This is a genomic window from Streptomyces sp. NPDC057136 (assembly GCF_042670885.1).
Taxonomy (GTDB): Bacteria; Actinomycetota; Actinomycetes; order Streptomycetales; family Streptomycetaceae; genus Streptomyces.
In genome coordinates this window covers 38,288-64,494 of sequence record NZ_JBHUUV010000028.1, presented here as the reverse complement: position 1 = coordinate 64,494, position 26,207 = coordinate 38,288, and the positions used below count along the sequence as shown (strand labels likewise).

Sequence of the window (26,207 nt, the reverse complement as noted above, 5' to 3'; positions counted from 1 at the left end):
GGGGTGCTCCGCCGAGGCCGGCGCCGATCTCGCCTCTCAGTCGGTGTCTACCCCAAGCCAGGCGACGCCTTGGCGTCCTGGTCCGTGCGTGGCTACGAAGGGACGGCTGCACCAGCGGCGTACGAGTCGTCGGGCTCCGGCTCCGCCGGCGGGTCGCTGAGCTGCTCGCGCAGGTAGTTCCAGACCACTGCGACCAGCGCGGCTGCCGGTACGGCGAGCAGGCTGCCCACAATGCCTGCCAGGCTGCCGCCCAAGGTCACCGCCAGCAGGACCACCGCCGCGTGCAGACCGAGTCCGCGGCTCTGGATCATGGGCTGGAACACGTTGCCCTCAAGTTGCTGCACCACAAGGATGATGGCCAGCACAATCAGCGCGTCCGTCAGGCCGTTCGACACCAACGCGATGAGCACCGCCACCAGACCGGCGAACAGGGCGCCCACGATCGGGACGAACGCCGAAATGAAGGTCAGCACGGCCAGCGGAAGCGCCAGGGGCACCCCCAGGATCCACAGACCGAGGCCGATGAAGACTGCGTCGAGCAGGCCGACGAATGCCTGGGAGCGCACGAACGCGCCGAGAGTCTCCCAGCCGCGCGCGGCCACGATCGCCACGTCGGTGGCGAGCCGCCCGGGGAGCTGACGGGTAAGCCACGGGAGGAACCGCGGGCCGTCCTTGAGGAAGAAGAACATCAGGAACAGCGACAGGAAGGCAGTGACCACACCGTTCAGCACGGTGCTCAGGCCGGTGGCGACGGCGGTGACCATGCTCCCGATGCTGTCCTGGACGCGCGCGATCGCTGTGTCGAAGGCGCCACTGATCTGGTCGTCGCCGATGTTCAGCGGCGGCCCTGCGGCCCACTCGCGCAGCTTCTGGATGCCTTCGACCACGCCGTCGGTCAGCTCGCCGGACTGGGATGCCACCGGCACCACGATCAGCGCCAGGATGGCCGTGAGGACGAGGAGGAACAGGACGGTCACGACCGACGCCGCGAGGGCGGGGTGCCAGCCGTGCCGGCGCAGGAAGCGGGTGGGGGGCCAGGTCAGGGTGGTGAGGAACAGGCCGACGACGATCGGCCAGACGACCGGCCACATCCAGCCCAGCATCCACACGGCCGCGGCGGCCGCGACGAGGACCAGCAGCAACTCGACGGAGACGCGCGCCGTTGTTCGGAGCGCGGCGGCCGTCTTTATGGAGCTCAATGTGGCAGACATGGGGCCACCCTATTGATACTCGGGTCGCACTCCGAAATGGCCGCCGTACGAACGTGGTGGGGCCGGGCCGGTCTCCGTCGGTGGGGCGGAGCCCAACTCGTCGGAGACCGGTGGCTTCCCGCCGCGTGATCTGTTGGTCAGCAGGTGCGGCCGACGTAGTGCGCTCCCTGGATCCTGCTCGCCGATCCCAGCCAGGTGTCGCCGGGGCCCACACAGCGTTCGTAGTTGGGGCCGAAGACCTCGACTTCGATGATGACGTTCGACCCGTCCGATGTGCAGTGGTTGTAGCGGGCGTCGGAGCCGGTTTCGTAGAACCCGCAAGGGTTCATCACTGACGCGGCGTGCCCCGCGGCAGTGGCCGTGCCAGTCGCAGCCGGCGCGAGCCCCAGGATGAGTGCGGCTGCGGCACCGGCGGACAGCAGCGAATGACGAATACGCATCGCGATCTCCTCATTGATCATCTGCATTGGTCATCTGCCCGAGCGCTGATCACTCGGGCACTCGATGATCACCGGGCTGCGTACCGAGTGGCTGCCACATTGCCCCGTACGGAGCAGTAAGTGCAGCCGATCGGGACGCACATGACCAACAGGATCCGCATCCGATACCGCGGACGTCAGCGGGACGTGAGGGAGGCGTTAGCAGAACATGAGCGGCGGGCGGGAAGCTTCAGGTGTCAGAAGGTCAGGAGGGGGAGCGGTTCGCCGCAAGTTCCGGGCCTTGTCTTCACCGTCGCACTCGACCGTCACACTCGGGGAATCCTCATGCGTACGATCCGTAACCGCAAGCGCACAGCCACGCTCGGCGCCGCTGTCACCGCTGTACTCGCTCTGGCGCTCACCGCCTGCGGCGGGGACGACGGCGGCGCGAAGTCCGCCGACACGGCGAACAGCTCCGCACCGGCCGCCGCCTCGGCGGACGCTTCCCAGCCCGCCGACACCGCCAAGACCACGGACACCGTAAAGACCGGCGGCTCCGCCGAGGCAGTCACTTCCAGCACGGGCAAGTCCAAGGGCAGCACCGCGAAGGCCGGCGGCAACACCGGCGACAGCTACGCCTACACGCACCCGTGCAAGAGCGACGACCTGTCGGTGCGTGTCTACGCCCGTGAGGGTTCGGCCACCCAGCACGTGATCGAGGTCAACAACACCGGCGCGAACGCCTGCGGCCTGAGCTACTTCCCGCTGGTCAGCCTGGGCAGCGCGAGCGCCAAGGACCACAGTGGCGACGTCAGGCCGCTGATTCCGAGCGGCCTGGGCGGCGCTCCTGCGTACCCGGTCAAGCCCAAGACCGCCGCCATCGCGGTGATCGACCTCAACCCGAGCGGTGCGAGCGGGGCCCTGACCTGGATCAACGAACTGAACGTGCTGGCCGACGGCGACCACATGCCCAACGCGGACTCGCTCAACTTCCCGCTCGGCCCGGACGTGAAGGTGCTCGACCCGAAGCTGGGCCTGTACCGCAGCACGATCGCCGAAGCGGTGAGCTCCATGGCCCAGGCGGACACTCAGTCCTGACCGGTCGACTCGGTTGATCCCCCTGACGGACCACGACGGCCCGTCAGGGGATTTTGCTGCCCGGCACGGCGACCGGCGAGCAGCGTCTCGTACGTCTTGGGGCAGTCGCCCGTAGTGAGGAAGATCCTGACGCCCCGTATGCGAGAACGTCATGGAATCGCCTTCTCGCGGTTACGCAGGCAGCGGCCACCCCGTGCCATGCTCCCGGTGACAAAAATCAACACGCGTAGAACGCAGCGCCGTTGAGGCAGAAGCCGCGTTCCGACGCGTGCCGTCCCCCGGGAAAGGGCACCCCCATGTCCGTTGCGCAGATAGGCAGATGGAAGGTGTTGGCGGCAGCCATATCCACCGTCCTCCTCGGCCTCACCCTTCCGACGGTCGCCGCGAGTCCCGCGAGCGCCACGACCACCGCGTACGACAGCACGTACTACAAGAGCGCGATCGGCAAGACCGGCACGAGCCTCAAGTCCTCTCTGCACACGATCATCAGCCCCCAGACCAAGATCTCGTACGACGCGGTGTGGACCGCCCTGAAGGTCACCGACCAGGACCCGAGCAACACCAGCAACGTGATCCTGCTGTACAGCGGCACTTCACGCAGCAAGGCTCTCAACGGCGGCGACGTCGGCGACTGGAACCGTGAGCACGTGTGGGCCCAGTCGCACGGCAGCTTCGGCACCTCGTCCGGCCCCGGCACGGACCTCCACCACCTGCGCCCCGCGGACGTACAGGTCAACAGCATCCGCGGCAACAAGGACTTCGACAACGGCGGCAGCGCGGTCAGCGGCGCGGCCGGGAGCTATACGGACTCCAACTCCTTCGAGCCGCGCAACGCGGACAAGGGAGACGTGGCCCGCATGATCCTCTACATGGCCGTCCGCTACGAGGGGGACGACGCCTGGGCCGATCTGGAGCCCAACGATTCGGTATCCAACGGCAGTGTCCCGTACCACGGCCGCCTCTCCGTGCTGAAGCAGTGGAACGCGCAGGACCCGCCCAGCGCCTTCGAGGAGCGGCGCAACCAGGTCATCTTCGACACCTACCAGAAAAACCGCAACCCTTTCATCGACCACCCGGAGTGGGTCGAGGCGATCTGGTAGACCGCCTGTGAGGTGGGCTCATCTCCCCGTCCCCAGCGGGGAGATGAGCCGTCGGGCGGCCCGGGCCCGGCCCTATCCCAGCTGGTCGAGCAGTCTCTCCGCGCGGTTCTTCAGGTCGGTTGCCCGGTCCCCTTCCAACGCGGCGAGTTCAGTGATGAGAGCAGTCACTCGGGCGATTGCGCTGTCGGCACGGCCCAGCTCCTCTTCCGTCCACGCCGCGTAGGCCACGCACTGGAATCGCTCGTCGAGTGCGTCGTCTGCGAACTCCGTGTAAAGCGCGGCTGCCTGGTCGAAGAGGCCCACCATCTGCTCCCGGGTGGCGCGCGACGCCTCAGGCGAGGAATCGTCCTCGCCCTCCGGAAGCGTGCCCTGGAGCAGCCGGGCGAGCTGCTGCCGGGTCTGCGCCAGCTCGTACCGCATCCCGGGTTCTTCGGACCCGTCGACGACGGCCAGCGCCTGCTCCATCAGCCCACGCGCGCGTACGATCCCGGCGCCGGACTCCTCGTCCTCCACCTCCTCCGCAGCCAGCCACGCCAGCGACCGCAGCACCCGCACCTCCGCCACCGGACTGCCGCCCGCTCCCCGCCACAGCTCCAGGGTCCGCCCGTAGGCGACCTCGGCCTCGCCGTGCAGGCGCGCGGCGGCGAGTGCCTCCGCGGCCGAGTGGGCGAGACCGGCCTCGAACCGGGGCTCGTCCCATCCCTTGGCGGTCTCCGCGGCCAGCAGATACTGCTCCGCCGCGGCGCGCGGGTCGTGCAGCTCCCGGAGCAGCCCGCCGAGCAGTTCCCTGGCCTGTACGCCTTCCCCCTCGCCGTGCTCCAGCAGGTCGGGCAGAGCCGACTGGAGCACCTCCGCCGCCTCGGCGGGGCGCTCGGCCGCCGCGTACGCCCGCGCCAGGAGCAGTCTGGCCCCGGCCCCCGACGTTGCCGCGAGCCCTGCCTGGTCGAGCCAGTGGGTCGCTTCGAGTGCGTGCAGCACCGCTTCCTCGGCCCGTTCGCCCCGGCGGAGCAGGATGTCCGCGAGAGTCAGCCGTACGCCGGCCTGGTCCGCGCCCTCCGTCAACTCGGCGGCGTGGCCGAGCGCGGTACGCGCGATGGACTCCGCGGCCTCCAGCTCACCGCGCGCGGCCAGCACGCTCGCCTGGATGGACAGCGGTTCCACCGCGTCCCAGGGCTGCTCCGCCGCCAGGAGGCGCCGTGCGGCCGAGCTGAGCAGCGGAACCGAGCGGTCGAGGTCGTCGATCGTCAGAGCCAGCTTTGCCAGGAGCAGTTCGCTGTTCGCGACCAGGTCGGCCACACTCCGCGGACCGGCCGTCAGGGCCGCCGGCTCGTTGCCGTACGCGGCGACGAAGCCTTCCAGCTCGCCCACCAGACGGTGGTCCACGGGCGATTCCGGCTCGTCCGTCGCTCGCTCGCGCAGGTGCGACTCAATGCGGAGGGTGGTGAGTTCGGCGCCGAGGATCCGGCGGAGGCGTTCCGGGTCGGTCTCGTCCAGTACCTGCGCCGACCGCATGGCAGCGGCGAGCAGGTCCCGTATCTCTGCGGGTTCGGCGTCGAACTGGGTGGCGCATCCCGCGATCGCCAGCTGCGCATGGGACGCCCGGCTGTGCTGCCCGGCGGCCCGGTAGGACACGGCCGCCTCGGCGTACAGGGAACGCGCCGCCGGGTCGCCGGTGCTCGCCGCGGTCGCGGCCCGGTGCACGAGCAGATCCCCGGCCACGGCGGGGTCGGAGAGGTCGGCGTCGCCCGTGCCTACCCCGCCTGTCTCGGCGAGCCGGGCCACCTCCGCCCATAGTCCGTCGGCGGACGGGTGCCCCTGCTGCCGGGCTGCACGGGCACGGTCGACGAGTTCGGCGAAGTCCGGCTCCGTACGGCCGCCCTCTGCGGTGCCCCGTTCCGTAGCCGTGGGCCCTCCAGTGGCCTGGGCTGGGAGGGGCGCGGACGGCAGCTGCGCGCTGCGTACGCCCAGGGGAAGCACCCCCACCAGGGGTTGCTGTCCGATCCGGTCGACCAGTCGCTGGGAGACGAGCGCCGTTCCGTTGCGCGCGTCGAAGCGGGCGGCGATGTCCGTGGCCGCGGCGAACAGCAGCTCGTACAGCTCCTTCACGCTGCGGTTCCTGCCCTGGTATGCGACGGTGGGGCCGTCCCCGTGTCCCAGGTCGGTGAGTCGGCGCAGGAGGACGAGGACTCCCCCGGCGAACTCCATCTGCGATTCGACGTCCGCGAGCGGGCCGAGGTGGCCGGCGTGTTCGGCGAGGATCTCGAGACCGCGTGACTCGTTCCCGGTCAGGGCGCAGAACTCGATGTGCTCGCCGACGGAGCGGAGCAGGCTCTCCTTGCCGCGGACCATGCGGTGGCCGCGAAGGTGGTACGTACGGGCCTCGTCGGTGCGGCCGAGGCGGACCAGCGGGAGCAGGGCGTGGGCGAGCACCCGGTGGGGCTCCTCCATGCAGCCCAGGCCGTCGGTGAGGACCGGCTGCCAGACCTCGATCGCCCTCGCGTCGTTGCCCTTGCGTGCCCAGTACCAGCCCTGGGTGTTGATCTCGCAGGCATGGCAGTCGCTCATCGCGTCCCGCTCGGCCGCCGCCCAGCCGGTGATGGCACGCTCCATCCGGGCGTGGTCGCCGGTCGCGTCGGCCAAGTAGAACTCGGCCTGCCGCACGGCCCGTTCGCTGTAGCCGGCCAGTCGGTAGCGGCGTTCCATGTCGGTCAGCCAGCCGTCGACCGCCGTGAGCGGGATCTCCGGGGACTCGACGATCCGGCCGGCCACCCACTTGAAGCGCCAGAACAGCCGGTGTACTTCGTGGGAGGCGAAGGCGCCCGGGTCGCGGTCGTACTCCTGGAGCAGCCGGGCGAAGGGGACCACCATCTTGGTGCGCTCGGCGCTGTATTCGTAGGCCTCGATCATGACGACGAGCGCACGGCGGAACAGCACTCGGTCTCCGGTGGCCTCGGCGGCCGCGCCGAGTGCCTCGGCATGCGCGTTGCGCGCCGTCCCGTGGGGAGCGCGAGCGTTCTCGCCCAGCTCGCGACGGATCTCGTCGGGGGTCATGGTGGTCACTTCTGGTTCTCCTGGGGGTTCGAATGGGTCGCCCATTCCAGAAGCCCGAGGAAGGCCCGGTTGAGCAGGGTGGAGTCGGCGGGGCGCAGGGGCCGCTGCGACATCAGCAGGGCCTGGCCGTACAACGACTCGACGGCGGTGCCGGTGAGTTCATCGTCGGGCAGACCGGCGATCCGGCGGATGAGCGGGTTGTTGTGGTTCAGGACCAGCCGTGCCCGGGGTGCCGAGCCGCGCAGGGAGCCGAGGATGTCGTTCCACAGCGAGTCTGCGTTCTCCTGGGCGGTGACGCGGTCCCGCTCGTGCCGTGCTTGACGGTCGTCCAGGAACAGCGCGGGCACGCTCACCGGCTGGAACGCGCGCAGCGCCACATCGCAGCCGTGCGGGTCCAGCCGTGTGCGGGCGGTGGCGAGGAACGACGCGAGGGCCAGCTCAGCGGTGGTGGAGACCGGGTCGAGCCGGTCGGTGACGGCTCCGGCGTCGAGTTCGCTGACCTTCAGACCTGGCCTGATGCCAGGCAGCAGGGCGAGCAGCTCGGCATCGTAGGTGTAGCCGGCGTTGACCACACCCAGGCCGTGGGCGGCGGCGATCGGGGCGATCTGCCGGAACTCCTCCACGGTCCGGGTGAAGTGGATCTCGTCGTGCGCCGCGGCGAACTCCTCAAGACCGAGGTTCCCGTCGCTGGTCTCGAAGGGCAGCCACGGCAGCATGAGCTCGAAGAGCTCCGCGTCGTGGCGCGCCAGTGACTTCACACCCAGGTGGTGGACGCGCAGGAAGTCCGCGAGTCGCTGCGGGTCGCCTGCGGCGAGCTCGGTCAGCCACTGCCGGACGCGGGCGCCGAGCGCGTCACGTACGGCGGCGAGCGTCTCGTCGTCGTACAGGTTCTCGCGCGAGGCGGTCGGCCGCAGCGAGTCCGTGTCCACGACGGCCCGTACGAAGAAGGCCCAGTCGGGCAGCAGGTTGCTCGCGTGATCGGTGAGCAGCATGCCCTTGAGGTAGGTGCGGTGCCCGGCCTTGTGCGCAGGGCTGGTCGGCTCCGGGAGTACGTACGCCACTCCACGTACTCCGGCGACCGGCAGGTCGAGGTCGATCGTGTCGAGCGGGGTGAATCCGAAGACGCGCGAGCAGTGCCCGGCGAGCGCCACGCGGCGGGAGGCCGGGGTGGGGTAGGTACGGTCCCAGACTGCGGGGCGGTCGGTGACCGGGCGCTCGGTGCCGTCGTCGCCGGCGAACGTGATGTCGTACGGAAGCAGCGAGCCGAAGTCGCGGGCCAGCGCCTCGACGCGGGTGGGCTCCATCCACTCCCCCGCACCGGGGCGCGCCTCCAGGTACACGGTGGTGCCGGGCTCGGGACGTGCCTCGTCGGGCAGCGCCCGGACCGTATACGAGCCGTCGTCGGACGCGAGCCATTCCACCGGGGCGGCACCGGGGGTGCGCGCGGAACGGGTGACCACTCTGATCCGTCGCGCCACCACGAAGCAGGCGAGCAGGCCGATACCGAACTGGCCGAGGAACTCCCGCCGGGCGGACTCCAGTCCGTGCTCACCACCGCGCTTGGAGCTGCGGCCGATGGTGGCGAGCAGGGTATGGACCTCGTCGGACGTCAGACCGATGCCGCTGTCCTCGATGGACACCGTGCCGTCGGCTGCGCGGAGCCGGATGGTGGCGCGCGCGGCGGGGTCGAGGGCTTGGCGGGCGGTGACGGCGTCCACGGCGTTCTGCAACAGCTCGCGGACGTATACCCGGGGGCTGGAGTAGAGATGGTGGGACAGCAGGTCGACCAGCCCCCGCAGATCGACCTGGAAACTGTTGACGTCCAGCGCCGTCTCTTGGTCCGGGAGGGCAGAAGTCATGGTGCATCACCTCGTGTACGCATGGGTAAACAGACGACCTCGAGGTACCCCCCTCATAGATCGCGAAGTTGAGACACAGCGTAAGGGGGACCGCTGACAGCCGCCCCTGAGATATGGCCGCCCGGGTCGTGGTGGGTATCCGTACGCCGACCTCCCACCACAGAACCGTGATCAAGGAAAATGAGTCGCGATGAGTCAGTACTTCAACCTGGGCAACGAGGCCCTGTGGAATCCGTCGAATGGTGCGTCCGGACTGTTTCTGCGCCAAGTGGCGGTCTTCGAGGCGGAGCTGGGACTTTCGTCGGGCTTCGGACCGATGGAGAACGACGACTGTCAGATCGACCCGGTCGTCTTCGAGATCTTCACCCATGCTCTGCTGGCGCAGCACCGGCGAACGAGCCACACGATTGTGCTGGCCCTTTCCGAAGGCTTCGTCGCCACCGTGCTGGCTCTTGCGGAGCGCGCCGGGCTGGCGGTGGACCTGTCATCGCATGCCGCAACACCGGACGGTCCGCTCAAGGACGTTCAGGTCTCGGTCCGTGCGGGGATGTCCTCGCCGGCGGAAGGCAAAGCCTGGAAGTCGGGACTGCGTGCCAGGGCACAGGAGTTGAGACGATCCATGGCCCGCTGAGCAGGCGGACCGGTGCGGCGCCGGTCGCTCGTGGCTACGCGAGCGAACCCACAACGTCCGATGCCTCGACGAGGCGTACGTCGGCCGTGGCGAGGCCGGCCGGGTGCAGGGCGAAGACCTCGCACCGTTCGGGCAGGGTGACGTCGCCGCGCAGCAGGTAGGCGAGCGAAGCCTGCGCGATGTCCAGGTCCGGTGCTACGTCGGTCGCAGGGGTTCCGATTCGGACGGCGAAGGCGTGGGTGGTCTCCTCCGCGCGCCGTCGGTAGGTGCTGTGCGAACCCGTCCGTATGGCGCACGATCACGGCGTCGGCGCGGGCTGCGGCCTGCCAGGTGGCGAGTTCGCCGACGCTGACGCGTGCACCGGACGTGAAGTGGGTGGTCAGGCCCTGGCCGGGTGGCGAGGTCGTCGGCGTATCGGTGGACCGCATGGTGGGTGCCGGTGATGGCCCGCTACTGGATCACCCCGCGCTGGGGAGCTTGGTCGAGTACGTGACCCGGTCGAGGTGGTAGTAGTCGGCGACGCACCCGGCCGGCCAAGGGCTACGCCCCTGTCGGCTGAACGGCTCCAGCATCCCGCTCACGGTGACTGCCTTGTACGGGAGCACCTCGGCGCCCGCCGCCGCCCGCTCCCGCAGCCACCGGTCCTGGTGGTCCCAACGCTGCGCACGTGCCTGCATGTTGGTGTCGAGGCGGACGAGCGAAATGGCCGGCCCGATGCATACCAGGACGCAGAGTGCGGCGCAGACGGCCTTGACCGGACCGGTGTTGCGGCAGAGTGGCCGAACGGCCTGTCCGAGGAGCAGGCCCGCGCCGACGAGCAGCACGATGTACAGCAACAGGTAGTCGTTCCAGAGCCGGTTGGCGGTCGCGACGCGCTCGCCGAAGGCCGGGTAGGTGATGACGGTACAGAGGTATCCGGAGATGAGCAGGGCGAGTGTGCCGGTGGCGGCGAGCAGGGGCCAGTGCGTGGGCGGTCGGGTCGGGCGTCCGTCGGCCCGGTTGGCGACCAGGCCCAGCAGAAGCCCCACGGCGACCGCTCCGACGTACTGCCAGATCGTGGCAACCGTGACGATGATCTCGCCGAATCCGCGCAGCGACCCGATCAGCGCGTCGGGGGCGAGCAGGGCGGAGTTCTGCGCACCGAACCGTTCGCGACGGGCCTGTGAGCCCGGTGAGGCGAGCAGGACGAGGGCGCCGATCCCGGTCCCGGCGATGCCCGCCGCGCACCATGCCCAGCCATAGGACCGGGTGCGGACCGGGAAGACCCGGCGGCCGATCAGCATGACGACGACGAGCACGACCACGACGACGACGGTGGTCTCTTCCGACAGGGTCCCGATGAGCAGACCCGTGAGGAGGGCGACCGTCAGGGCGAACAACCTCCCCCGGCGTGAGCGGGCCCGCAGCAGCGGAATCACCGCGGCGCAGGCGAGCACGGGGGGCAGGGTGTGCGATACGGAGGCGGCGGGCCAGTAGAACGTCTTGTACGTGTTCGTCGTCACGAACAGGAAGAGCGCAGTGACCATGGAGGCGATCAGGAGCGCCGTGCCGCGGGGGACCCTGACTCCCGCTCTGCGCAGTGCCGCCACCGTAACCGCCCACAGGACGCCCAGCATCAGTACGCCGCTGACCAGGGCGAACCACTGGTGCCCGGCGACCCCGAACTTCGCGTAGGCACCGACCAGCAGCCCGTTCGCGATCCGTCCGTTGTCGTCGAGGTAGAACTTGCCGACGATGCCGGCGATGCCCTCGTCCCGTACGACCGGCAGGAAGCACCAGTCGTCGGCACTGGGGCGGACCCAGCGTCCGAACCATGACGCGGCGGCGAGCAGACCGAGGGGCAGGAGGGCGAGGGCCTGTACCCAGAGACCGGTCCACGGTCGCGCTCTCGACGGCCGGAGTTGTTCGTCCGACGGCATGCCCTCAGCGGCTGACCGATCCTTCTCCTCGTACTGGCCTTGCTCCCCGGGCCTGCCCTTCTCGTCCGGTGGTTCCGGAACGGCGGTTCCAGGGATGCTGCCAACCATGTGCGGAGGTGCCTTTCGCCGTTCAGAGACTGTCGGACTTGACCATCGACGGCTCGGAAGCCGTGGTGTCCGGCCGGTCGGGCGGTTCGCCCGTGCGTCGGCCCGAGGTGATCGCCCATCGGGCCAGCAGGAAGGAGACCGGCGTGACGAGCACACCCGCGACCAGGGCCGCGAGGTTCTTGTCCATGTCCAGCCCACTGACCGCGAAGTGGAGCAGGGCGCCGGATGCCACCAGGTTGATGACGCTCGACAGGGGATAGCGCGCGAACCCACGCCAGGTCGGCCTGGTCCCCACCGTGATGTAGGAGTTGAGCAGGAACGAGCCGATGACGCTGACCGTGAAGCCCACCGCATGGGCGACCAGGTACGGAATCAACTGGTTCAGTACGTAGTAGACGCCCAGATACACCGCCGTATTCGCGAAGCCGATCAATACGAACGAGGCGAACTGTCGCATGGTGCGCGACCGGCCGACGGCGAGTTCGCCCAGCTCGCCCGGGACGACCGGTTGGGGTGTGCCGGTCAGTACGGGGCACGATTCGCTCGTCTCCCGTACGACATACGGTGGGCGGTGTTTCGCCTCGTGGTAGGTACGGCCCACGTATTCACCGATGACGCCGAGCGTGACCAGCTGAATTCCGCTGAGCGCCACGACGGCGGTGAGAAGGGTGGCGTAACCGGGGGTGTCCGCACCGTTCAGTGCGACGTTCACGATCGTCCACAGGGCATAGGCGAGCGCCGAGACGAAGACCCAGAATCCGGTGTAGATGGCGAGGCGCAGGGGCCGGTTGTTGAAGGACAGCAAGCCGTCGATGCCGTAATTGAGCAGTCTTCGGCTTCCCCATTTCGACTGTCCGGCCGCGCGCTCTCTGTTCCGGTAACGGAAGCTGACCGTATCGAAGCCGATCCAGGAGAAGATCCCCTTCGAGAAGCGATTGCTCTCGGGCAGCGAGAGCACACTGTCCACAGCCCGTCGTGACAGCAGCCGGAAATCCCCGGAGCCGTCGACGACTTCCACGTCCATGCAGCGGCGGACCAGTGCGTAGTAGGTGTGGCTCAGCGCGTTACGCAGCACCCCGTCGCCCGTACGGTCGCGGCGCGGAATCACCTGGTCGTAGCCGTGCCGGTGCAGTTCCAGCATGCGGGGAATGAGCTCGGGCGGGTGCTGGAGGTCTGCGTCCATCAGCACCACGGCTGCGCCTCGGGACATCCGGAGTCCGGCGAGCATGGCGGCCTCCTTGCCGAAATTTCGGCTGAAGGCGGTGTACCGGACGCGCTTGTCGAGTGCCGCGAGGCCGCCCAGCAGAAGTCGTGTTCCGTCGGTACTGCCGTCGTCCACGTAACAGATTTCCAGCTCGTCCCCCAAGGGCTCGAGGGCGGCGATCAGCGCGGCGTGAAAGACCTCGATCGCTTCGGCCTCGTTGAAACACGGCACCACGACCGATAGCTGAAGGGCAGTCATGTCACGCTCCCCGGAATTGGCTGACCGCCTGTCTCTGTGGTAACCGGTGACCCGGACCGGCGATCGGACCTGGGCCTCAGCTTTCCGACGCCGTCCACTCTGCGGCCTTCCGCCATTCCGCAAGGCTATACGGGCTCCTAACGCGCGAAACACTCCTTCTTTTCATTCGGACAGCGCACGCGTACGTCGAGATGCCGTAGGCAATCGCGCACCGACAGCAAGCGCGTCACTCCCGCCACCAAGGAGCTGACAACGGCTCACTCGATGGGGCGGGAGGACTGGCGACGCCTCACGTCATGACGGCCGCCCACCGAACTGCCAGTTGTGCACCTCGATGTCGGCGTACCGGTCGGGGGTGAGGACGGCTCGCGCCGCGGCCGGGTCCGGGGCCCGCACCAGCGCCGCCGTACCCAGCCATGTGGTGCCGTCGTCGGACAGCAGTGGCCCGTACGCGATCAGCTCGTCCCGATTCGGCGGCACGGCGAGATCGGCGGCCTCTCCCGTGCCGAGGCCGAGCACCAGGTACCGGTTGCCACCGCTCTCGCCGCCGGGGAAATCCCACATGGTGCGCCCCAACGTATTGCGCCACCGGCGCAGCAGCACGTCGCGGTACACGCCTGCCTGGTAGCCGGGCTCGCCGAAGGCGAAGGCCCGGGCGGCGGCGGGGTCCGGCAGGTCGACGATGTGCACGCTGCCGGTGGGAGCCTCACCGTCGCCGGCAAGGCTCGGGCCGCGGGCGATCATCTCCGACGCGTACCGGTCCATGTAGGACCAGTGCTCCTCCAGCAGCTCGTTACGCAGCGTCAGGGAGCCGGGCCGATCGCGGTGATAGCAGAAGAATTCCATGTCCACAGTCTTCATCACCGATCCGGCGTTGACCGCCGCCCCTTCGACGCCCCGAGCCAACCCGGCATGAGGTCGTCAATCGGCAGCGATGCCGCGTGCCTCAAGGATGCTGAGCCTGTCCGGGACCGCCACGACGCCCTCCTTCGCGCTGACGAGGCGCTTGAGGTTCGGCAGGAGCGCGAGGTCATCGAGGGAATGAACGTCGAACAGATCGTCCTCGCCATCCCACATCGGGCAGCACTCGTTGTAGACGATGTTGCCGCCGTCCGCGTCCAACCGGTCGACGGTGGCGAGAAGTTCGTCACTGATCTGCAGCGCTTCGAAGTAGGTGCACGCTTCCTCCAGCACCACATCGTCGAGATTGTTGTCGACCGCGTAGCTGAAGGCGTCATCGACTCCCAGGCGCTCCGCGAGGTTGAACTTCGGAGTCAGCGTTTCGTCCGAATACATGAGCCTCTAGATGACGAGCAGCTTGAAGTTGAAGTCAGTGAAGTCAGCCATGACGGACCAAGGTAGAGGACGGCACTGACAGCCGTCCCACACGGCCTTGTCCCCACGACGGCGGTGTCAGGCCCCTCGACGGCCCGGCGGTCAGCCGTTGTTCTGGGCCCGGGTCCGCCGGACATCGTCCTGCGCGTTCGCCTTTGCCCGGAGTCGGCCGACTCCGTCCGGACCGAGGTCGTCGAGCGGCACCAGGAACTGCTCGGCGAGCGTTACGGCGAACTCGTCGATGTCGCTGATGGCCCAGGACCTCCTGCTGTCCGCGCCGAGTTGATCGATGCCTGCGAGCCCGCGGCGATACGCAGCCGCTACCCGACCGGAAGACGATGTCAGCCCAGCAGATACGGCGCTCTCGTTGGCCGAAGGCCGAGAAGGTCATCAGGTGCTCGGGGGTGAGCCGGGTGCCTTTGGAGCGCGACAGGAACAGCGAGCCGACGACACCCGCTCCGGCTGCATGCGCACGGCGCGTAATTCCGCGGCCGTCATGGGGTCGGCTGTCCACGGCAGGCCCAGGTAGAGCAGGCCCCTGCGCTGGTCGGGGGCACGATCCGTCAGTCGGCAGCGGGGTGCGGTGGCTGGGTGAGCTGCTGCCACAGGAAGGTGTGCACCAGGGCGTTGTTGTGCGCGGACTGTTCGTTGTCGGTGGCGCCCGCGTGGCCGCCGCCCGTGTTCTCGTACAGCAGGACCTGGTGGCCGAGTTCGCGCAGTCGTGCGGCCGTCTTACGGGCGTGGCCGGGGTGGACGCGGTCGTCACGGGTGGAGGTCATCAGGAGGACCGGTGGGTAGACCTGGTCCGCGGTCAGTTGGTGGTACGGGGAGATCGCGCGGAGGTGGGAGCGGTCCGCCTCGTCGTCCGGGTCTCCGTACTCGGCGATCCAGGAGGCGCCGGCCAAAAGTTTATGGAAGCGCAGCATGTCCAGCAGCGGGACCTGGGTGACGATCGCGCCGAAGAGGTGCGGGTAGCGGGTGAGCATCGCGCCCATGAGGAGGCCGCCGTTGCTTCCGCCCTCGGCGCCCAGCATGGCCGGCGTCGTGATGCCGCGCGCGACAAGATCCTCCGCCACGGCCGCGAAGTCCTCGAAGGCGCGCGGCCGTTCCGCGCCGAGTGCGGCCTGGTGCCAGTCCGGTCCGTATTCTCCGCCGCCCCGGATGTTCGCAATCACGTAGGTGCCGCCGCGCTCCAGCCACGCCCGGCCGGTCACCCCGCCGTAGTGGGGGGTGAGGGAGACCTCGAAGCCGCCGTAACCGTAGAGCAGGGTGGGGCCCGGACCGGTGGTGGTGCGGTTTGGGCCGATCACGAAGTACGGGACCCGGGTGCCGTCCCGGGAGGTAGCGAAGGCCTGTTCCACCGTCAGGCCCGCCGCGTCGAAGCGGGCCGGAACCTGCTTGAGGATCTCCGTGTCGGCGCCGATATCCCCGCGGTAGAGGGTGGAGGGCTGCAAGAAGCCGGAGACATCCAGGAAGAACTCGTCGGAGACGTCCGGGTCCGTGTCCACCACCGTGACGGCCGACAGGGCAGGAACATCCGCGAGCGGCTTCCGCGCCCACCCACGGCCGGAAGCGCCGGAAGCGGGGGTGAGGACCTCGATGCGGGCGCTGACGTCCTGCATCGTCTCCAGGATCAGATGGTGACGGGTCCATGAGTGCCCGGCCAGGGCCGTCCGCTCGTCGGGAGTGAACAGCACCTCCGCGGTGCGGTCGCCCGCCAGGAAGGCGTCGAAGCCGAATGCCAGCAGGGAGCCGGCACGGTGTCCGAGCCAGTCGGACTTCAGGGTGACGATCAGATGCTGGCGATGGGCGTACGCACGGGCGTCGTCAGGAACGTCGATCTTCACGAGCGTGGCGTCGGGGGCCAGGAGGTATGTCTCACTGCGGAAGAAGTCCAGCGAGCGAGCGACGAAGTCCCGCTCGAAACCGGGGGTACTGTCGTGCCAGGCCCAGGCGGACACGTCTCCCGTCTCGGCCTCGAAGACCAGGGCGGCTTCCTCCAGCGGCGTGCCGCGCCGCCACCTGCGGACTATGCGCGGATAGCCGGAGTCGGTCAGGGAGCCCGGGCCGAAGTCCGTACCGACGAAGACGCTGTCGGCGTCGATCCAGCCGATCCGCGTTTTGGCCTCCCCCACCTGGAACCCGTCCTCGACGAATGCCCGGGCGGCGAGGTCGAACTCGCGGACCACGAAGGCATCGCCACCGTCGCGCGACAGACACACCAGCGCGCGGTCGTAGGCGGGGTGGCGCACCCGCGCACCGGCCCACACCCACTTCTCGCCCTCCTCGGCGCGGAGCGCGTCGACGTCGAGAAGGATCTCCCACTCGGGAACGTCCTTGCGGTACTGCTCCGGGGTCGTACGCCGCCACACTCCACGTACGTGCTCGGCGTCCCGCCAGAAGTTGTAGAGGAACGCTCCGCGGCGGACGGGGTACGGGATGCGGTCCGACGCGTCCAGCACCTCCCGCAGGCGGCCCTTCAGGGAGGCGAACCCCGCGTCGGCGGTCAGCGCGGCCTCCGTCTCGGCATTGCGCTCGGCCACCCAGTCGAGTGCGGCCTCTCCCTCGACGTCTTCCAGCCACAGGTACGGGTCGTCATCCATCACAAGCGAATTGTGCAGGTCCGGGAGGCGCGACGCGACCACATTCGTCCGTCCCATGACGTACGGAAGCGGACGGGCGCCGGATTCGGTCGTCGCCGCGCGTCTGGCGGTGACGGGATCAGGACAGTCGGCCGACCCGGGCGAAGGGGAACGATTGAGGCGTTAAAGGGATGCCGCTGACCGCGGTCATGGCCATAGGGCGTCGGCGCGTCGGTGACGAAGGTGGCCGTTGCCGACCCCGACGCGACGACCGTTCGCATGCGTATCTGTGCGCCAGCTACTTCTTCGGACCGGCAACGGGGAGCCGCGTGCCCGGCCGTGGGGTGCGACCGTCGTCGAGGTGGGGTGCCGATGCGGCGCGATGACTGAACTGGAGAAACGGTATGAGTCGTTCCGCTCCGCCCTCGTGCCGCCAGGGTTCCCCCGACGGGCTCGCCACGGCGAGCTGAAAGACCATCAGCAAACTTCCGCAAGCGTTTGCAGTCCACTCCCCCACCCCGACCGGGGCGGCCGTCCGGCCGGGCGGCCGCCTCACCCGAGGGACTCCGGCCCACATGAACGCGCGTAGACGGCCGAAAGGCGTCCTTGCAGCGCAACACCACCTGCACCCAGGATTCGTCTCGTCGAGTTTGGCAGGTCCATGGCGGACTACCTCCTCCTGGACGTGCCGTTCCCGCACCGACGGCCCGCCCACCCAGCGAGCCCCCCACTCCCACCGGAGGATGCAGTGAACCTCAAGCGTCTGTCCCCCCTCGGCAGCGTCGCGAACGGCGCACGGCTGATTGCCGTGGCCACCGCACTCGTGGCTGCCGCAGCGCTTGCCGCACCCACCTCGTCCGCGGCCACAGCCGCTGACAGCCGGGCCACCACGACCCAGCTCGCCGTCGCCAGCGACGCCGTACGCGGAGCCGACGTGGCCGGCACCGCCTGGTACACCGACCAGGCGACCGGAAGAATCGTCCTCACCGCCGACTCCACTGTCTCCGCCGCCGAGATAGCCAAGATCAAGAAAGCGGCCGGCGACCGCGCAACGTCGCTGGAGATCAAGCGCACGGACGGCACGTTCAACAAGCTCATCGCCGGCGGCCAGGCCATCTACGTCGGCGGCGGGCGCTGTTCGCTCGGCTTCAACGTCCGCAGCGGCACCACGTACTACGCCCTGACCGCGGGCCACTGCACCAACATCGGCAGCACCTGGTACACCAACTCGGCCAGCACCACACTGCTCGGCACCCGTACGGGTTCCAGCTTCCCGACCAATGACTACGGCATCATCCGCCACTCCAACACCTCGGCGGCGGACGGCCGTGTCTACCTCTACAACGGCAGCTACCGCGACATCACCGGCGCCGGCAACGCCTACGTGGGCCAGTCGGTCCAGCGCAGCGGCAGCACCACCGGCCTGCGCAGCGGAACGGTCACCGGTCTCAACGCGACCGTCAACTACGGCAACGGCGACATCGTCTACGGCATGATCCAGACCAACGTCTGCGCCGAGCCGGGCGACAGCGGCGGCTCGATGTTCTCGGGCAGCACCGCTCTCGGTCTCACGTCGGGCGGCAGCGGCAACTGCTCCAGCGGTGGCACCACGTTCTTCCAGCCGGTGACCGAGGCGCTCAGCGCGTACGGCGTGAGCATCTTCTAGGGCGGGCGGAACCAACAATCCGTCGGACTCACGGATCAGGCGCGCGGCAGTACTTCACGGACCCCTGGGCCGGCGATGCTCTCCTGATCGCCGGCCCTCGGTCGCGCTCCGCCCGTTCCGCCGCCCGGGTCGGCTCAGCCGCGCGGCAGAAGTGAGCCGAGCGGCCCGAGGTCGAGATTGAGATCTTCCGGTCGCACACCGTGCTGCTCGCAGAGCTCCTTCATGCGTTCGTCGAGGAGCATGAGCGTCGTCCCGATCTCGTCGGCCTTCTCCTCGCTGAGGTCGCCCTGCTCGATACGGCGAATCGCCTGGCATTCCATCAGCTGCCGCAGGAGTTCGACCACGGTCAGCACGAGTGCGACGAGGTCGCGCCCCATCTGTTCCCGGTCGAGGTCCACTCGCGAGCTCGTCACAGGGGACCTCCGTCCGACCAGGGTGCGGGAACCCGCTCGTTGACGGACGACAGGAGCGCGTGCAGCGACACCCGTACGAGAGGTACGTCCGCGATCGCGATGACCAGGTCTCCGCTGATGACCACGCCCGTGGCGAGCACGCGGTCCAGGAGGTCGACGAGCGGCACTCCGATCGGACCGCTCAGGGGCTCGGGATTGTTCCAGGGCACCACATGACCGGTCACGGGCTACACCTCTCCGACGAAGGAGTACGGCACCCACGGGCCCGACAGTTCGATCTCGGCACCCGTCCGGTTCCGCAACACCTCTGCCAAGCGCGCCAGTTCGTCGGCCCGGTCCTCAGCCACCAAGTAAGTGGCGTTGAGTACCTGCACACGGTGTTCCCCCGGAAGCTGGGGGCCGTGGGGTCGCAGGCGTCGGAACGCCGTGGCGAGTGACTGGAGTTCGGCGTCGACCTCCTCGGCGGTCCGGGTCGCCTCCTCCTGTCGCCGTTCGCGCATCTCCTGGAGCCCCCGCTTGCGGTTCAGGTAGGCCAGTCCTGCTCCCGGGGCCGGGCGGGTGCGCTCTGAGGGGCTGGGTGCGGAGGAGCCGGGTGCCGGAACGGAAGAGTCCGGCGCGGGGGAACCGGAGGCGGGAGCATCGGGGGCGTACACCTTCACTCCCCACTCGGAGTGGTGCGCGATGCGCCGCAGGGCGGTCTCGAATCGGGCCGACTCCTGGGCCAGCGCCTCCCGTGCCCTGTCCTCGCCGTGGTAGAGCGTGGCCAGCGGCAGAGGGACCGTGGGGCACTGCGCGGCGACCGCGGTCACCACCGCGTGGTGGGCGCGCGCATAGCGTTCGAGTTCACGCTCGTCGGCCAGGCGCGCCTCCCAGGCTTCGTCGGTGAAGTCAGCGGCTCGTACGGACTGCACGACCGCTGTGAGCGAGCCGAACGGCAGTGTGCGTACGGGTTGCTCGTGCGTGATGCCCGGCAGGTCGGCCACCGCTGCCGGATCGAGAGCGCGGCACGCGGCGAACACGTAGAGAGCGGTGGCTTCCGAAGCTTCGGGGCCGCGCTTGGTCATGTGCCTCGGTTCTCCTTGGTCGTTGCGGGCGTCCTGTCCCCATCGGACGTGGACTCCAGTTCCTCAAGACGTCGGCGCAACTCGCGGTTCTCGTCCTTCAGTTCGTCGCGGGCCGCACGCGAACTCAGGGCAGGGTCTGTCTCCCACCAGTCGATGCCGGCCTTCTTCGCCGTGTCCACGGAGGCCACGAAGAGACGGAGACGGATGGTAAGCAGCTCGATGTCGAGCAGATCGATCTTGATGTCACCGGCGATGACGATGCCCTTGTCGAGGACGCGTTCGAGGATGTCGGCAAGGTTCGTGGTCTGCGGGCCGGGGACCGGGCGCGCCTCCTGCCGGAAGTCGACGTCAGTCACGCCTATGTCCCCTCTTCTTCTGCCTCTTCTTGGAGCGGGGCTCCTCGTCCTCGTCCTCGTCCTCGTCCTCGTCTTCCGCTTCTTCCTCTTCTTCCTCTGGTTCCTCTTCTTCCTCTGGTTCCTCTTCTTCCTCTGGTTCCTCTTCTTCTTCCTCTGGTTCCTCTTCTTCTTCGCCCTCGTCCTCGGGCTCCTCCTGATCCCAGTCGTCCTCGTCTACGCCCTCCTCCTCGTCCTCTCCTTCGTTACCCTCGTCCTCCGCCTCTTCCTCTTCAACGGCCTCGTCGTGGGACTTCACGACCTCGCCGTCCCGGATCTCGCCCCGCCAGCCGTCGGCCTCTTCCTCGGCGAGCGTGACGTACCGCTGGAAGTTCTTGAAGTCCAGGCGCATACGGCGCCCCTGGGCGCGCCACAGGTTGCCCGTCTTCTCGAAGAAGCCCGACGGGTAGTACTCGACGACGAGGACGATGCGCGTCAGGTTCGGTGCCAGTTCGTGGAAGCTCACAGCGCCCCGCGTCGTCCCCTTGGCCCCTTCGGAGGTCCATACGATGCGGTCGTCGGGCACCTGTTCCTGGACCGTCGCCTTGAAGCTGCGTGACGAAGGGCCGACCTTGACCTTCCAGTCACTGGTCACTTCGTCGCTCGTCGAGACGTCGCGGACGCCCTTGGCGAAGCTGCTGAACTCCTCGTACTGCGTCCAGTGGTCGTAGGCGAAACGCAGCGACACTCCCACATCGAGAACCTCGATGATGTTCATGACCTTTCCGCCGCTCGACTTGCGCTTCCCCTTTCCGCCGCCGAAAGCTTCCTTGGCCTTGCCCACGACGTTGTCCTTGACGTCCTTGGCCTTCTGCCCGACGAATGCCTTCACCGGGGACTCGCCCTGCAGAACGCGCGCGCCGACAGCGGGCAGCGACCCGCCGTTCTTGGCGACGTCGCCAAGCTGGTCGGTCACATCCGTGAGCTTGTCGCCCGCCTTGCCCGCCAGCCGCTCCGCCTGCGCGCTGAGGTAGCTCGACAGCTCGTCGCGGAGTCGGTCGAGGACGCCCGATCCCTCTTCCTCGCGTTCATCTGATTCCGTCCTGGCCATGACTGCCTACCTCCTCCGGTCCGCGCGCTTGGATGCTGCTGTCCGCTTCGATGACGTCGTCTTCTTCGCAGCCGTCTTCTTGGCTGAACCGGTGTTCCTGGAGGCCGACTTCTTGGCGGGAGCCGTCTTCTTCGCGGTCTTCTTCGCCGGGCTGGACTTCTTGGCCGGGGCGGACTTCTTGGCTGCGGTCTTCTTCGCAGGCGCCGACTTCTTGGCGGGAGCCGTCTTCTTTGCCGCAGTCGTCTTCTTGGCAGGGGCCGACTTCTTGGCCGCCGACTTCTTCGCAGGGGCCGTCTTCTTGGCAGGAGCCGACTTCTTCGCAGGCGTCTTCTTCGCCGGAGCGGCCTTCTTCGCGCGAGAACCGGAAGGCTTACGGGAAGGAGTCCTGCTCTCGGCCCTGCGCGGTCGCCTCCGCTGCGGCTTCGCCGGCTCCTCTTCCTCCTCTTCCTCCTCGGGCTCCTCTTCCTCTTCCTCCTCCTCCTCTTCCTCTTCCTCTTCCTCCTCGGGCTCCTCTACGTCCTCTGCTTCCTCATCAGGTTCTTCCTCTTCCAGCTCTTCCTCGGCCTCCGGCTCCTCCTCGTCTTCGTACTCCTCTTCGTCCTCCGCCTCTTCCTCGTCCTCCTCCTCGCCTGCCTGCGGCAACTCGACGAGCCGGGCGGTACGTTCACTGATCACATCGGCGAGCGAGTTCATGCTCCGGCTGGCGGCAGCCGTCACCGCCTCACGGCCGGCATCGAGGACCTCCCCCTTCAACTGATCCTGCAGGGCCGCAAACTGGGGCATCTCGCCGAGCCTGCGCATCCCTTCGGCGGCAAGCTGTCGTGGTTCGAGACCGAATCGCCTGCCCGCCAGGTAGGTCGCGACAGTGATCGCCACACGAGCCTTCTTCGTACGGCCGAGCACATAGCCGCCCACCACTGCGGCTGCGAGTGTCACTTTGGTTGTGTCATCCATGGCTGGGTCACCTTCGTTCGTCCGGCGCCGGGCCGACCGGTACTGCGTGCAGCCGGTCGAGCAGCCGTTCCTCTTCCCGTTCGAATTCCTCCAGGTCGATGATTCCGTCTTCGAGTTCCTGGTTGAGCGCGGCGAGCTGGGCACGGATCACCCCGGGATCGTGCAACTCGCGCTCGGCCGTGTCGTGGACCTTCTCCGCCACCCAGATCACACCGCGGACCGGAGCCAGCGGGAGGGTGAGGAGCCCGGTGATCAGCCCCATGTCACACTCCCGCCGCGGTGGCCGGTACGGACTCGGAGCCGACGAAGCTGTAGCAGGGCAGCGGGCCAGCCAGGCGCAGTTCGGCGTGTTCGCGGTACTGGTCGGCGAGCGCGAGCGCCGTGGCACGGAAGGAGTCGCTGTCGCTCCGGTCGACGAGGAAGGACACATTGAGCGTGCATCCCTGCACCTCGGGCCCGGCGGATACCGACCGGGCCAGGGGGGTGAGTGTGCGGAGTGCTTTCTTCCCTGCTTCGGCCGCACGGCGGGACAGTGCCGTCGCCACGGCTTCGCCCAGTCGCACGCTGGCGTCGTACGTGGGGCGGCGGCGGACTTCCTCGCGGAGCCGCCGGACGTTCTTGTCCTCCGCCACCAGTGCCGCGAGCGCGTCCTGCGCCGGAAGCGCCTTGAGGTTGACCTCGACCCGGCCCGCCAACTGCTGAAGGGTCGCCAGGTGCGCGGCTTCGGCCCGGTTCAGTTGCGCCTTCACGGTCTCCTCGTCCGGTGCGACCATGCCGAAGCGCATCGGCAGCACCGGGCCCTCGTCCGTGAGGCGCAGCAGCAGGTCCTGGTGCGCCAGGAGATCGCGTCGCCGTGCACGCAACTGGGCGGGAGCCTCACTGACCACGGCGGCGAGGGCCCCGTGTCCGACCGTCCGCACGGCCACGGGCGGGCCGCCGACGCCGCCGACGTCGTCCGGGAGTGCCCTGTCGGCGTGGATGATCGCGTAGACGTACACACCGTTCGCTGTCACCGGTCACGCCTCCACACGTCGGCGGCGGCTCGCTCCACTGCTGCTGCGCGTGGGCGCACGGCGCTTCTTGGGCCGCTCCTCGCGCTCTTCCTCGTCGTCCTCGTGTTCGTCGGAGTCGTCCTTGGCGCCCACCGCCTTGCGCACGGAGTCGCCGACCGATTCCGCGGCCCTGCGCACCTTGCGCTTGCCGATGGACTTGGCCGCGCTGCCGCCCAGGAGCTCGGGAATGGTCGTGCTGCCCGAGTCGCGCTCCAGGTCGAGCCGATTGCACGCCTCGGCGAACCGAAGGTAGGTGTCCACACTCGCGACGACGATGCGGGCGTCGATCTTGAGGATCTCGATGCCGACCAGGGACACCCGGACGAAGACGTCGATCACCATTCCCCGGTCAAGAATGAGTTCGAGTACGTCGTACAACGTGCCCGCGCGCGGTGGGCACGGTGCCACTTCGTCCGAATAAGTCGTCGTGGGCATGGGACGTCCTTCCAGCTGTCGGGCACACACGGATCACTCGTCGGCGGCGCCCCGTCGATAACGGCGGACCCTGCGGTACTCCATGAGCTCGCCGTCCTCGTCGAGTTGCACTTCGTAGGAGGCGAGAAGGCTTGTGGTGTCCGGGATGCGCGGCACTTCCAGCACATCCACGACGACGCACCAGCCGTCGTCGCTCCGCCGCACGGCGGACACACCCTCTGTTGGATGGCTGAGCAGCCCTTCGAGGCTCTGACAGGCGGCCTGAGCGGCATGCACGGGCCCCTTCACGGATGAGGCGCGTCGAGAGGGGGGCGCTGTCGAAGTCTGCGCGCGCTTGCGACGTTGCTCTGCCATGAACCCCAGTCTGATGAACGGAGCGGAGTTCGCATCTTGAGCGGGTCCATCGGCGGGGATCGGTGCACGTGGCAGCAGGTTCCGGCGGTCACGTGCACGGCGGCCCGGTGGCTCTCCGAGCGGCGACCGGACGTCTCCTCCCGGCAGCTCGTCCTGGCCGATATCCTGGATACCGAGAACATCCGGGCCGACTACGAGCCGGGCCGGCACCAGCCGCGCAGCGGCGGAGGACGGGGCACGTTCTCCCCCCATGTCCGGTCCTCCGTCTCCTCCCCCGCACCCAGGGAGGCCACAAGTGACTCACATCAGCTGGTCGGCGTTTCTGGACGCCGTCCGGGAACGCGGCAGCTACCCCTCGCCGCACGAAGCGGAACGGGCGGCGCGCACCGTACTCGCACTGCTCGGCGCACACCTGGTGGGCGAAGAACGTTCCGAACTGGCAGCAAGGCTGCCCGACACGTTCGCCCTCATCCTGCTCAACCCTCTGCAGGCAGCCGAACCGCTCTCTCCCGAGAGGTTCGTCCGGGCCACAGCGGCGTGGATCGAGGGAGCGACCGAACAGACCGCCGTGTGGGATGTCGGGGCCGTACTGAGTGTCGCGGCCGATGCCGCAGGCGAGGACCTCACCCAGCGCCTGCTGCTTCAACTGCCCCCTGGATACGACCTGCTCTTCGGGCGCCCCGGTCCACTTGAACCGCCCGCCGAGCACTGAGGCGGTGCCCGTGAACGCCCCTTTCCCTCCCCACCGTCTGCCGGCCGAGCAATCGCGGCAGAGCCGTGCCACCCGCCCGCAGCGGCGGGAAGGACGCGAAGGAGAGTGCCATGATTCACGGCAGCACCGTGATCGAGGAAATTCAGGCCGACCACCGTGAAACCGAGAGCCTGATCGCCTGCCTCGAAGCCCTGCCCGTGCAGGACCTGCGGTGCCGCGCGCTGGCGGACGAGCTGACAGCACTGCTGGTACGGACAGCTGTCGCGGAGGAGACGCACCTCTATCCGGTGGTACGCGAACGCTTCGGGAACGGTCCCGAGCTAGCCGACCAGGAGATTGCCGCCCACACCCGAATCGAGGAGATCCTCAGGGAACTGGAAGACCTGGAGTCCGACGATCCGCGCTTCACCGAGCGGCTCACCAGCCTGAAGGCCGAGATCTTCGCGCACATCCGCGACGAGGAGATACGGCTCTTCCCTGAGCTGGCCCGCACCTGCTCGGCGCAGGAGCTGCGGCTGCTGGGGCAGCACGTGCGCCGGACCATGGAGACGGCGCCGACCCGTCCGCATCCCTGGCTGCCCACCTCGCCGCCGGCCATCAAGGTCGTCGCACCCGGCGTCGGATTCGTCGACCGGCTCCGCGACACGCTGAGCGGACGCCCGCACTGAACCGGACCGCGCAGGACAGGGCAGAGCAGGGCAGGGCAGCTTTACGGTGACGAGTACGGGGTTACGGGTTGCCCTGCCGAACGGGCCGTACGAGGCCATCGGGTTCCGCCGTGGCAAGCAAGGCAAGGTGCCTCTGCCGTTCGGCCCGCTCCTCGACCATGCGGCGGAACCCCATGAGCGCGGCGCGTTCACGGGGATACGCGTGCCCGCCCGGCAGGTCGGCGACAGCTTCCATCAACTGCTGCGGCTGGGCCTGCCAGCCCGCGACGAGGACCCTGAGACTGCGGCACTCCGCCCGCCGGTGCAGATCGAGGAAGAGCAGCAGGCCGGCCGAGTCCATGAACGAAACCCCGTGCATGTCAAAGATCACCACTGCGGTCCCTGACGGCACACTGTCGAGGACGCGGGCGAGAAGCGGCCCGGCAGCGGCATCCAGGTCTCCTGCGACGCTGACCAGAACCGAACTGCCGGTGTGCTGAAATGCTGTTCCGAAAGAGACCGTCACGCCCATGCCCTCCATCTGCCGAGGTGCGTGGTTCGCCATCGGCCCAGATCAGCCACAGAGGATGCCGTAACCGAGTTGACAGGGCGGCGAGGCGCGCCGACGGATGGACTACGGCCGGGGCTGTTCCCCGCCATCAGCCGAGCCGGGGCTGTTCCCGCAGCTCCGA

At 68.6% G+C, this 26,207-nt stretch carries 26 protein-coding genes; 6 read left to right on the top strand and 20 right to left on the bottom strand.

Features of this window, described 5'->3' with window-relative positions; all coding sequences use genetic code 11:
- Positions 1-92: 92 nt before the first annotated feature.
- Positions 93-1,211 (bottom strand): AI-2E family transporter, encoded by a 1,119-nt coding sequence (locus tag ACFT7S_RS27890; protein ID WP_382736480.1) that lies wholly within the window; start codon positions 1,209-1,211, stop codon positions 93-95.
- A 137-nt stretch (positions 1,212-1,348) separates the two neighbouring features.
- On the bottom strand, positions 1,349-1,651 hold the full coding sequence (locus tag ACFT7S_RS27885) for a DUF6355 family natural product biosynthesis protein (protein WP_382736479.1): 303 nt from the start codon (positions 1,649-1,651) through the stop codon (positions 1,349-1,351).
- A gap of 324 nt (positions 1,652-1,975) precedes the next feature.
- On the opposite strand from ACFT7S_RS27885, the gene ACFT7S_RS27880 reads away from it, so the two are divergent.
- Together ACFT7S_RS27880 and ACFT7S_RS27875 are read left to right on the top strand one after the other, a co-directional pair.
- Complete coding sequence (locus ACFT7S_RS27880) at positions 1,976-2,728, top strand: DUF4232 domain-containing protein (protein WP_382736477.1); 753 nt, start codon at positions 1,976-1,978, stop codon at positions 2,726-2,728.
- Between the two features lie 296 nt (positions 2,729-3,024).
- Positions 3,025-3,828, top strand: coding sequence for an endonuclease I family protein (locus ACFT7S_RS27875; protein ID WP_382736476.1), 804 nt, complete (start codon positions 3,025-3,027; stop codon positions 3,826-3,828).
- Between the two features lie 72 nt (positions 3,829-3,900).
- On the opposite strand, the gene ACFT7S_RS27870 is transcribed toward ACFT7S_RS27875, so the two are convergent.
- Positions 3,901-6,888, bottom strand: coding sequence for a tetratricopeptide repeat protein (locus ACFT7S_RS27870; RefSeq protein WP_382736475.1), 2,988 nt, complete (start codon positions 6,886-6,888; stop codon positions 3,901-3,903).
- The gene (locus tag ACFT7S_RS27865; RefSeq protein ID WP_382736473.1) at positions 6,885-8,738 is read right to left on the bottom strand and encodes an HSP90 family protein; all 1,854 of its coding nucleotides are present in this window, start codon (positions 8,736-8,738) and stop codon (positions 6,885-6,887) included. Before ACFT7S_RS27865 ends, ACFT7S_RS27870 begins: the two co-directional genes overlap by 4 nt.
- A 190-nt stretch (positions 8,739-8,928) precedes the next feature.
- On the opposite strand from ACFT7S_RS27865, the gene ACFT7S_RS27860 reads away from it, so the two are divergent.
- A complete protein-coding gene (locus ACFT7S_RS27860) occupies positions 8,929-9,369 on the top strand; it encodes a DUF6086 family protein (RefSeq protein WP_382736471.1) in 441 nt (146 codons plus the stop codon).
- 458 nt (positions 9,370-9,827) lie between these two features.
- On the opposite strand, the gene ACFT7S_RS27855 is transcribed toward ACFT7S_RS27860, so the two are convergent.
- The 5 genes from ACFT7S_RS27855 to ACFT7S_RS27835 all read right to left on the bottom strand — a co-directional run bounded on the left by ACFT7S_RS27855 (position 9,828) and on the right by ACFT7S_RS27835 (position 16,796).
- The gene (locus ACFT7S_RS27855; RefSeq protein WP_382736469.1) at positions 9,828-11,396 is read right to left on the bottom strand and encodes a DUF6056 family protein; all 1,569 of its coding nucleotides are present in this window, start codon (positions 11,394-11,396) and stop codon (positions 9,828-9,830) included.
- Between the two features lie 22 nt (positions 11,397-11,418).
- On the bottom strand, positions 11,419-12,858 hold the full coding sequence (locus ACFT7S_RS27850) for a glycosyltransferase (protein ID WP_382736467.1): 1,440 nt from the start codon (positions 12,856-12,858) through the stop codon (positions 11,419-11,421).
- Between the two features lie 294 nt (positions 12,859-13,152).
- The gene (locus tag ACFT7S_RS27845; protein WP_382736558.1) at positions 13,153-13,704 is read right to left on the bottom strand and encodes a YciI family protein; all 552 of its coding nucleotides are present in this window, start codon (positions 13,702-13,704) and stop codon (positions 13,153-13,155) included.
- Positions 13,705-13,779: 75 nt separating this feature from the next.
- Positions 13,780-14,154, bottom strand: a complete 375-nt coding sequence (locus tag ACFT7S_RS27840; protein WP_382736465.1) for a DUF6892 domain-containing protein — start codon at positions 14,152-14,154, stop codon at positions 13,780-13,782.
- 602 nt (positions 14,155-14,756) lie between these two features.
- Positions 14,757-16,796, bottom strand: a complete 2,040-nt coding sequence (locus ACFT7S_RS27835) for a prolyl oligopeptidase family protein (RefSeq protein ID WP_382736463.1) — start codon at positions 16,794-16,796, stop codon at positions 14,757-14,759.
- A 727-nt stretch (positions 16,797-17,523) separates the two neighbouring features.
- On the opposite strand from ACFT7S_RS27835, the gene ACFT7S_RS27830 reads away from it, so the two are divergent.
- Positions 17,524-18,441 carry a S1 family peptidase gene (locus ACFT7S_RS27830; protein WP_382736461.1) on the top strand — a complete coding sequence of 306 codons (918 nt, stop codon included), beginning with the start codon at positions 17,524-17,526 and terminating at the stop codon, positions 18,439-18,441.
- Positions 18,442-18,575: 134 nt separating this feature from the next.
- Here ACFT7S_RS27830 and ACFT7S_RS27825 read toward each other — a convergent pair whose 3' ends face one another.
- Genes ACFT7S_RS27825 through ACFT7S_RS27780 form a run of 10 tightly spaced genes read right to left on the bottom strand, consistent with a single transcriptional unit; the run spans position 18,576 to position 24,156 of the window.
- Positions 18,576-18,854, bottom strand: coding sequence for a gas vesicle protein K (locus ACFT7S_RS27825; RefSeq protein ID WP_382736459.1), 279 nt, complete (start codon positions 18,852-18,854; stop codon positions 18,576-18,578).
- Positions 18,851-19,078 carry a gas vesicle protein gene (locus tag ACFT7S_RS27820; protein ID WP_382736457.1) on the bottom strand — a complete coding sequence of 76 codons (228 nt, stop codon included), beginning with the start codon at positions 19,076-19,078 and terminating at the stop codon, positions 18,851-18,853. The genes ACFT7S_RS27825 and ACFT7S_RS27820 overlap by 4 nt, the downstream gene beginning before the upstream one ends.
- 3 nt (positions 19,079-19,081) lie before the next feature.
- Positions 19,082-19,918, bottom strand: coding sequence for a GvpL/GvpF family gas vesicle protein (locus tag ACFT7S_RS27815; protein ID WP_382736455.1), 837 nt, complete (start codon positions 19,916-19,918; stop codon positions 19,082-19,084).
- A complete protein-coding gene (locus tag ACFT7S_RS27810; RefSeq protein WP_382736453.1) occupies positions 19,915-20,274 on the bottom strand; it encodes a gas vesicle protein in 360 nt (119 codons plus the stop codon). The genes ACFT7S_RS27815 and ACFT7S_RS27810 overlap by 4 nt, the downstream gene beginning before the upstream one ends.
- Positions 20,267-21,361, bottom strand: coding sequence for an SRPBCC family protein (locus tag ACFT7S_RS27805; protein ID WP_382736451.1), 1,095 nt, complete (start codon positions 21,359-21,361; stop codon positions 20,267-20,269). Before ACFT7S_RS27805 ends, ACFT7S_RS27810 begins: the two co-directional genes overlap by 8 nt.
- Positions 21,362-21,367: 6 nt before the next feature.
- A complete protein-coding gene (locus tag ACFT7S_RS27800) occupies positions 21,368-22,315 on the bottom strand; it encodes a histone protein (RefSeq protein ID WP_382736449.1) in 948 nt (315 codons plus the stop codon).
- A gap of 7 nt (positions 22,316-22,322) precedes the next feature.
- A complete protein-coding gene (locus ACFT7S_RS27795; RefSeq protein WP_382736447.1) occupies positions 22,323-22,577 on the bottom strand; it encodes a gas vesicle protein GvpG in 255 nt (84 codons plus the stop codon).
- Between the two features lies 1 nt (position 22,578).
- On the bottom strand, positions 22,579-23,328 hold the full coding sequence (locus ACFT7S_RS27790; protein ID WP_382736445.1) for a GvpL/GvpF family gas vesicle protein: 750 nt from the start codon (positions 23,326-23,328) through the stop codon (positions 22,579-22,581).
- Positions 23,329-23,331: 3 nt separating this feature from the next.
- Positions 23,332-23,802 carry a gas vesicle protein GvpJ gene (gvpJ, locus tag ACFT7S_RS27785; protein WP_382736443.1) on the bottom strand — a complete coding sequence of 157 codons (471 nt, stop codon included), beginning with the start codon at positions 23,800-23,802 and terminating at the stop codon, positions 23,332-23,334.
- A 33-nt stretch (positions 23,803-23,835) separates the two neighbouring features.
- Positions 23,836-24,156: a gas vesicle protein gene (locus ACFT7S_RS27780; RefSeq protein WP_382736441.1), complete on the bottom strand. Its 321-nt coding sequence runs from the start codon at positions 24,154-24,156 to the stop codon at positions 23,836-23,838.
- A 304-nt stretch (positions 24,157-24,460) separates the two neighbouring features.
- Here ACFT7S_RS27780 and ACFT7S_RS27775 point away from each other — a divergent pair, with 304 nt between their 5' ends.
- Both ACFT7S_RS27775 and ACFT7S_RS27770 read left to right on the top strand, forming a co-directional pair.
- The gene (locus tag ACFT7S_RS27775; RefSeq protein ID WP_382736556.1) at positions 24,461-24,868 is read left to right on the top strand and encodes a DUF2267 domain-containing protein; all 408 of its coding nucleotides are present in this window, start codon (positions 24,461-24,463) and stop codon (positions 24,866-24,868) included.
- 110 nt (positions 24,869-24,978) lie between these two features.
- Positions 24,979-25,536: a hemerythrin domain-containing protein gene (locus tag ACFT7S_RS27770; RefSeq protein WP_382736439.1), complete on the top strand. Its 558-nt coding sequence runs from the start codon at positions 24,979-24,981 to the stop codon at positions 25,534-25,536.
- Between the two features lie 61 nt (positions 25,537-25,597).
- On the opposite strand, the gene ACFT7S_RS27765 is transcribed toward ACFT7S_RS27770, so the two are convergent.
- Complete coding sequence (locus ACFT7S_RS27765; RefSeq protein WP_382736437.1) at positions 25,598-26,041, bottom strand: STAS domain-containing protein; 444 nt, start codon at positions 26,039-26,041, stop codon at positions 25,598-25,600.
- Between the last annotated feature and the right edge of the window lie 166 nt (positions 26,042-26,207).

What these genes read in the sequence shown, in the direction of transcription:
- ACFT7S_RS27855 (WP_382736469.1), bottom strand. Translation starts at nt 11,396, where the DNA reads ATGGTTGGCAGCATCCCTGGAACCGCCGTTCCGGAACCACCGGACGAG.
- ACFT7S_RS27840 (WP_382736465.1), bottom strand. Translation starts at nt 14,154, where the DNA reads ATGTATTCGGACGAAACGCTGACTCCGAAGTTCAACCTCGCGGAGCGC.
- ACFT7S_RS27795 (WP_382736447.1), bottom strand. Translation starts at nt 22,577, where the DNA reads ATGGGGCTGATCACCGGGCTCCTCACCCTCCCGCTGGCTCCGGTCCGC.
- gvpJ (WP_382736443.1), bottom strand. Translation starts at nt 23,802, where the DNA reads ATGCCCACGACGACTTATTCGGACGAAGTGGCACCGTGCCCACCGCGC.
- ACFT7S_RS27805 (WP_382736451.1), bottom strand. Translation starts at nt 21,361, where the DNA reads ATGGCCAGGACGGAATCAGATGAACGCGAGGAAGAGGGATCGGGCGTC.
- ACFT7S_RS27770 (WP_382736439.1), top strand. Translation starts at nt 24,979, where the DNA reads ATGATTCACGGCAGCACCGTGATCGAGGAAATTCAGGCCGACCACCGT.
- ACFT7S_RS27890 (WP_382736480.1), bottom strand. Translation starts at nt 1,211, where the DNA reads ATGTCTGCCACATTGAGCTCCATAAAGACGGCCGCCGCGCTCCGAACA.
- ACFT7S_RS27800 (WP_382736449.1), bottom strand. Translation starts at nt 22,315, where the DNA reads ATGGATGACACAACCAAAGTGACACTCGCAGCCGCAGTGGTGGGCGGC.
- ACFT7S_RS27865 (WP_382736473.1), bottom strand. Translation starts at nt 8,738, where the DNA reads ATGACTTCTGCCCTCCCGGACCAAGAGACGGCGCTGGACGTCAACAGT.
- ACFT7S_RS27885 (WP_382736479.1), bottom strand. Translation starts at nt 1,651, where the DNA reads ATGCGTATTCGTCATTCGCTGCTGTCCGCCGGTGCCGCAGCCGCACTC.
- ACFT7S_RS27845 (WP_382736558.1), bottom strand. Translation starts at nt 13,704, where the DNA reads ATGGAATTCTTCTGCTATCACCGCGATCGGCCCGGCTCCCTGACGCTG.
- ACFT7S_RS27815 (WP_382736455.1), bottom strand. Translation starts at nt 19,918, where the DNA reads ATGACCAAGCGCGGCCCCGAAGCTTCGGAAGCCACCGCTCTCTACGTG.
- ACFT7S_RS27875 (WP_382736476.1), top strand. Translation starts at nt 3,025, where the DNA reads ATGTCCGTTGCGCAGATAGGCAGATGGAAGGTGTTGGCGGCAGCCATA.
- ACFT7S_RS27780 (WP_382736441.1), bottom strand. Translation starts at nt 24,156, where the DNA reads ATGGCAGAGCAACGTCGCAAGCGCGCGCAGACTTCGACAGCGCCCCCC.
- ACFT7S_RS27880 (WP_382736477.1), top strand. Translation starts at nt 1,976, where the DNA reads ATGCGTACGATCCGTAACCGCAAGCGCACAGCCACGCTCGGCGCCGCT.
- ACFT7S_RS27850 (WP_382736467.1), bottom strand. Translation starts at nt 12,858, where the DNA reads ATGACTGCCCTTCAGCTATCGGTCGTGGTGCCGTGTTTCAACGAGGCC.
- ACFT7S_RS27835 (WP_382736463.1), bottom strand. Translation starts at nt 16,796, where the DNA reads ATGGATGACGACCCGTACCTGTGGCTGGAAGACGTCGAGGGAGAGGCC.
- ACFT7S_RS27860 (WP_382736471.1), top strand. Translation starts at nt 8,929, where the DNA reads ATGAGTCAGTACTTCAACCTGGGCAACGAGGCCCTGTGGAATCCGTCG.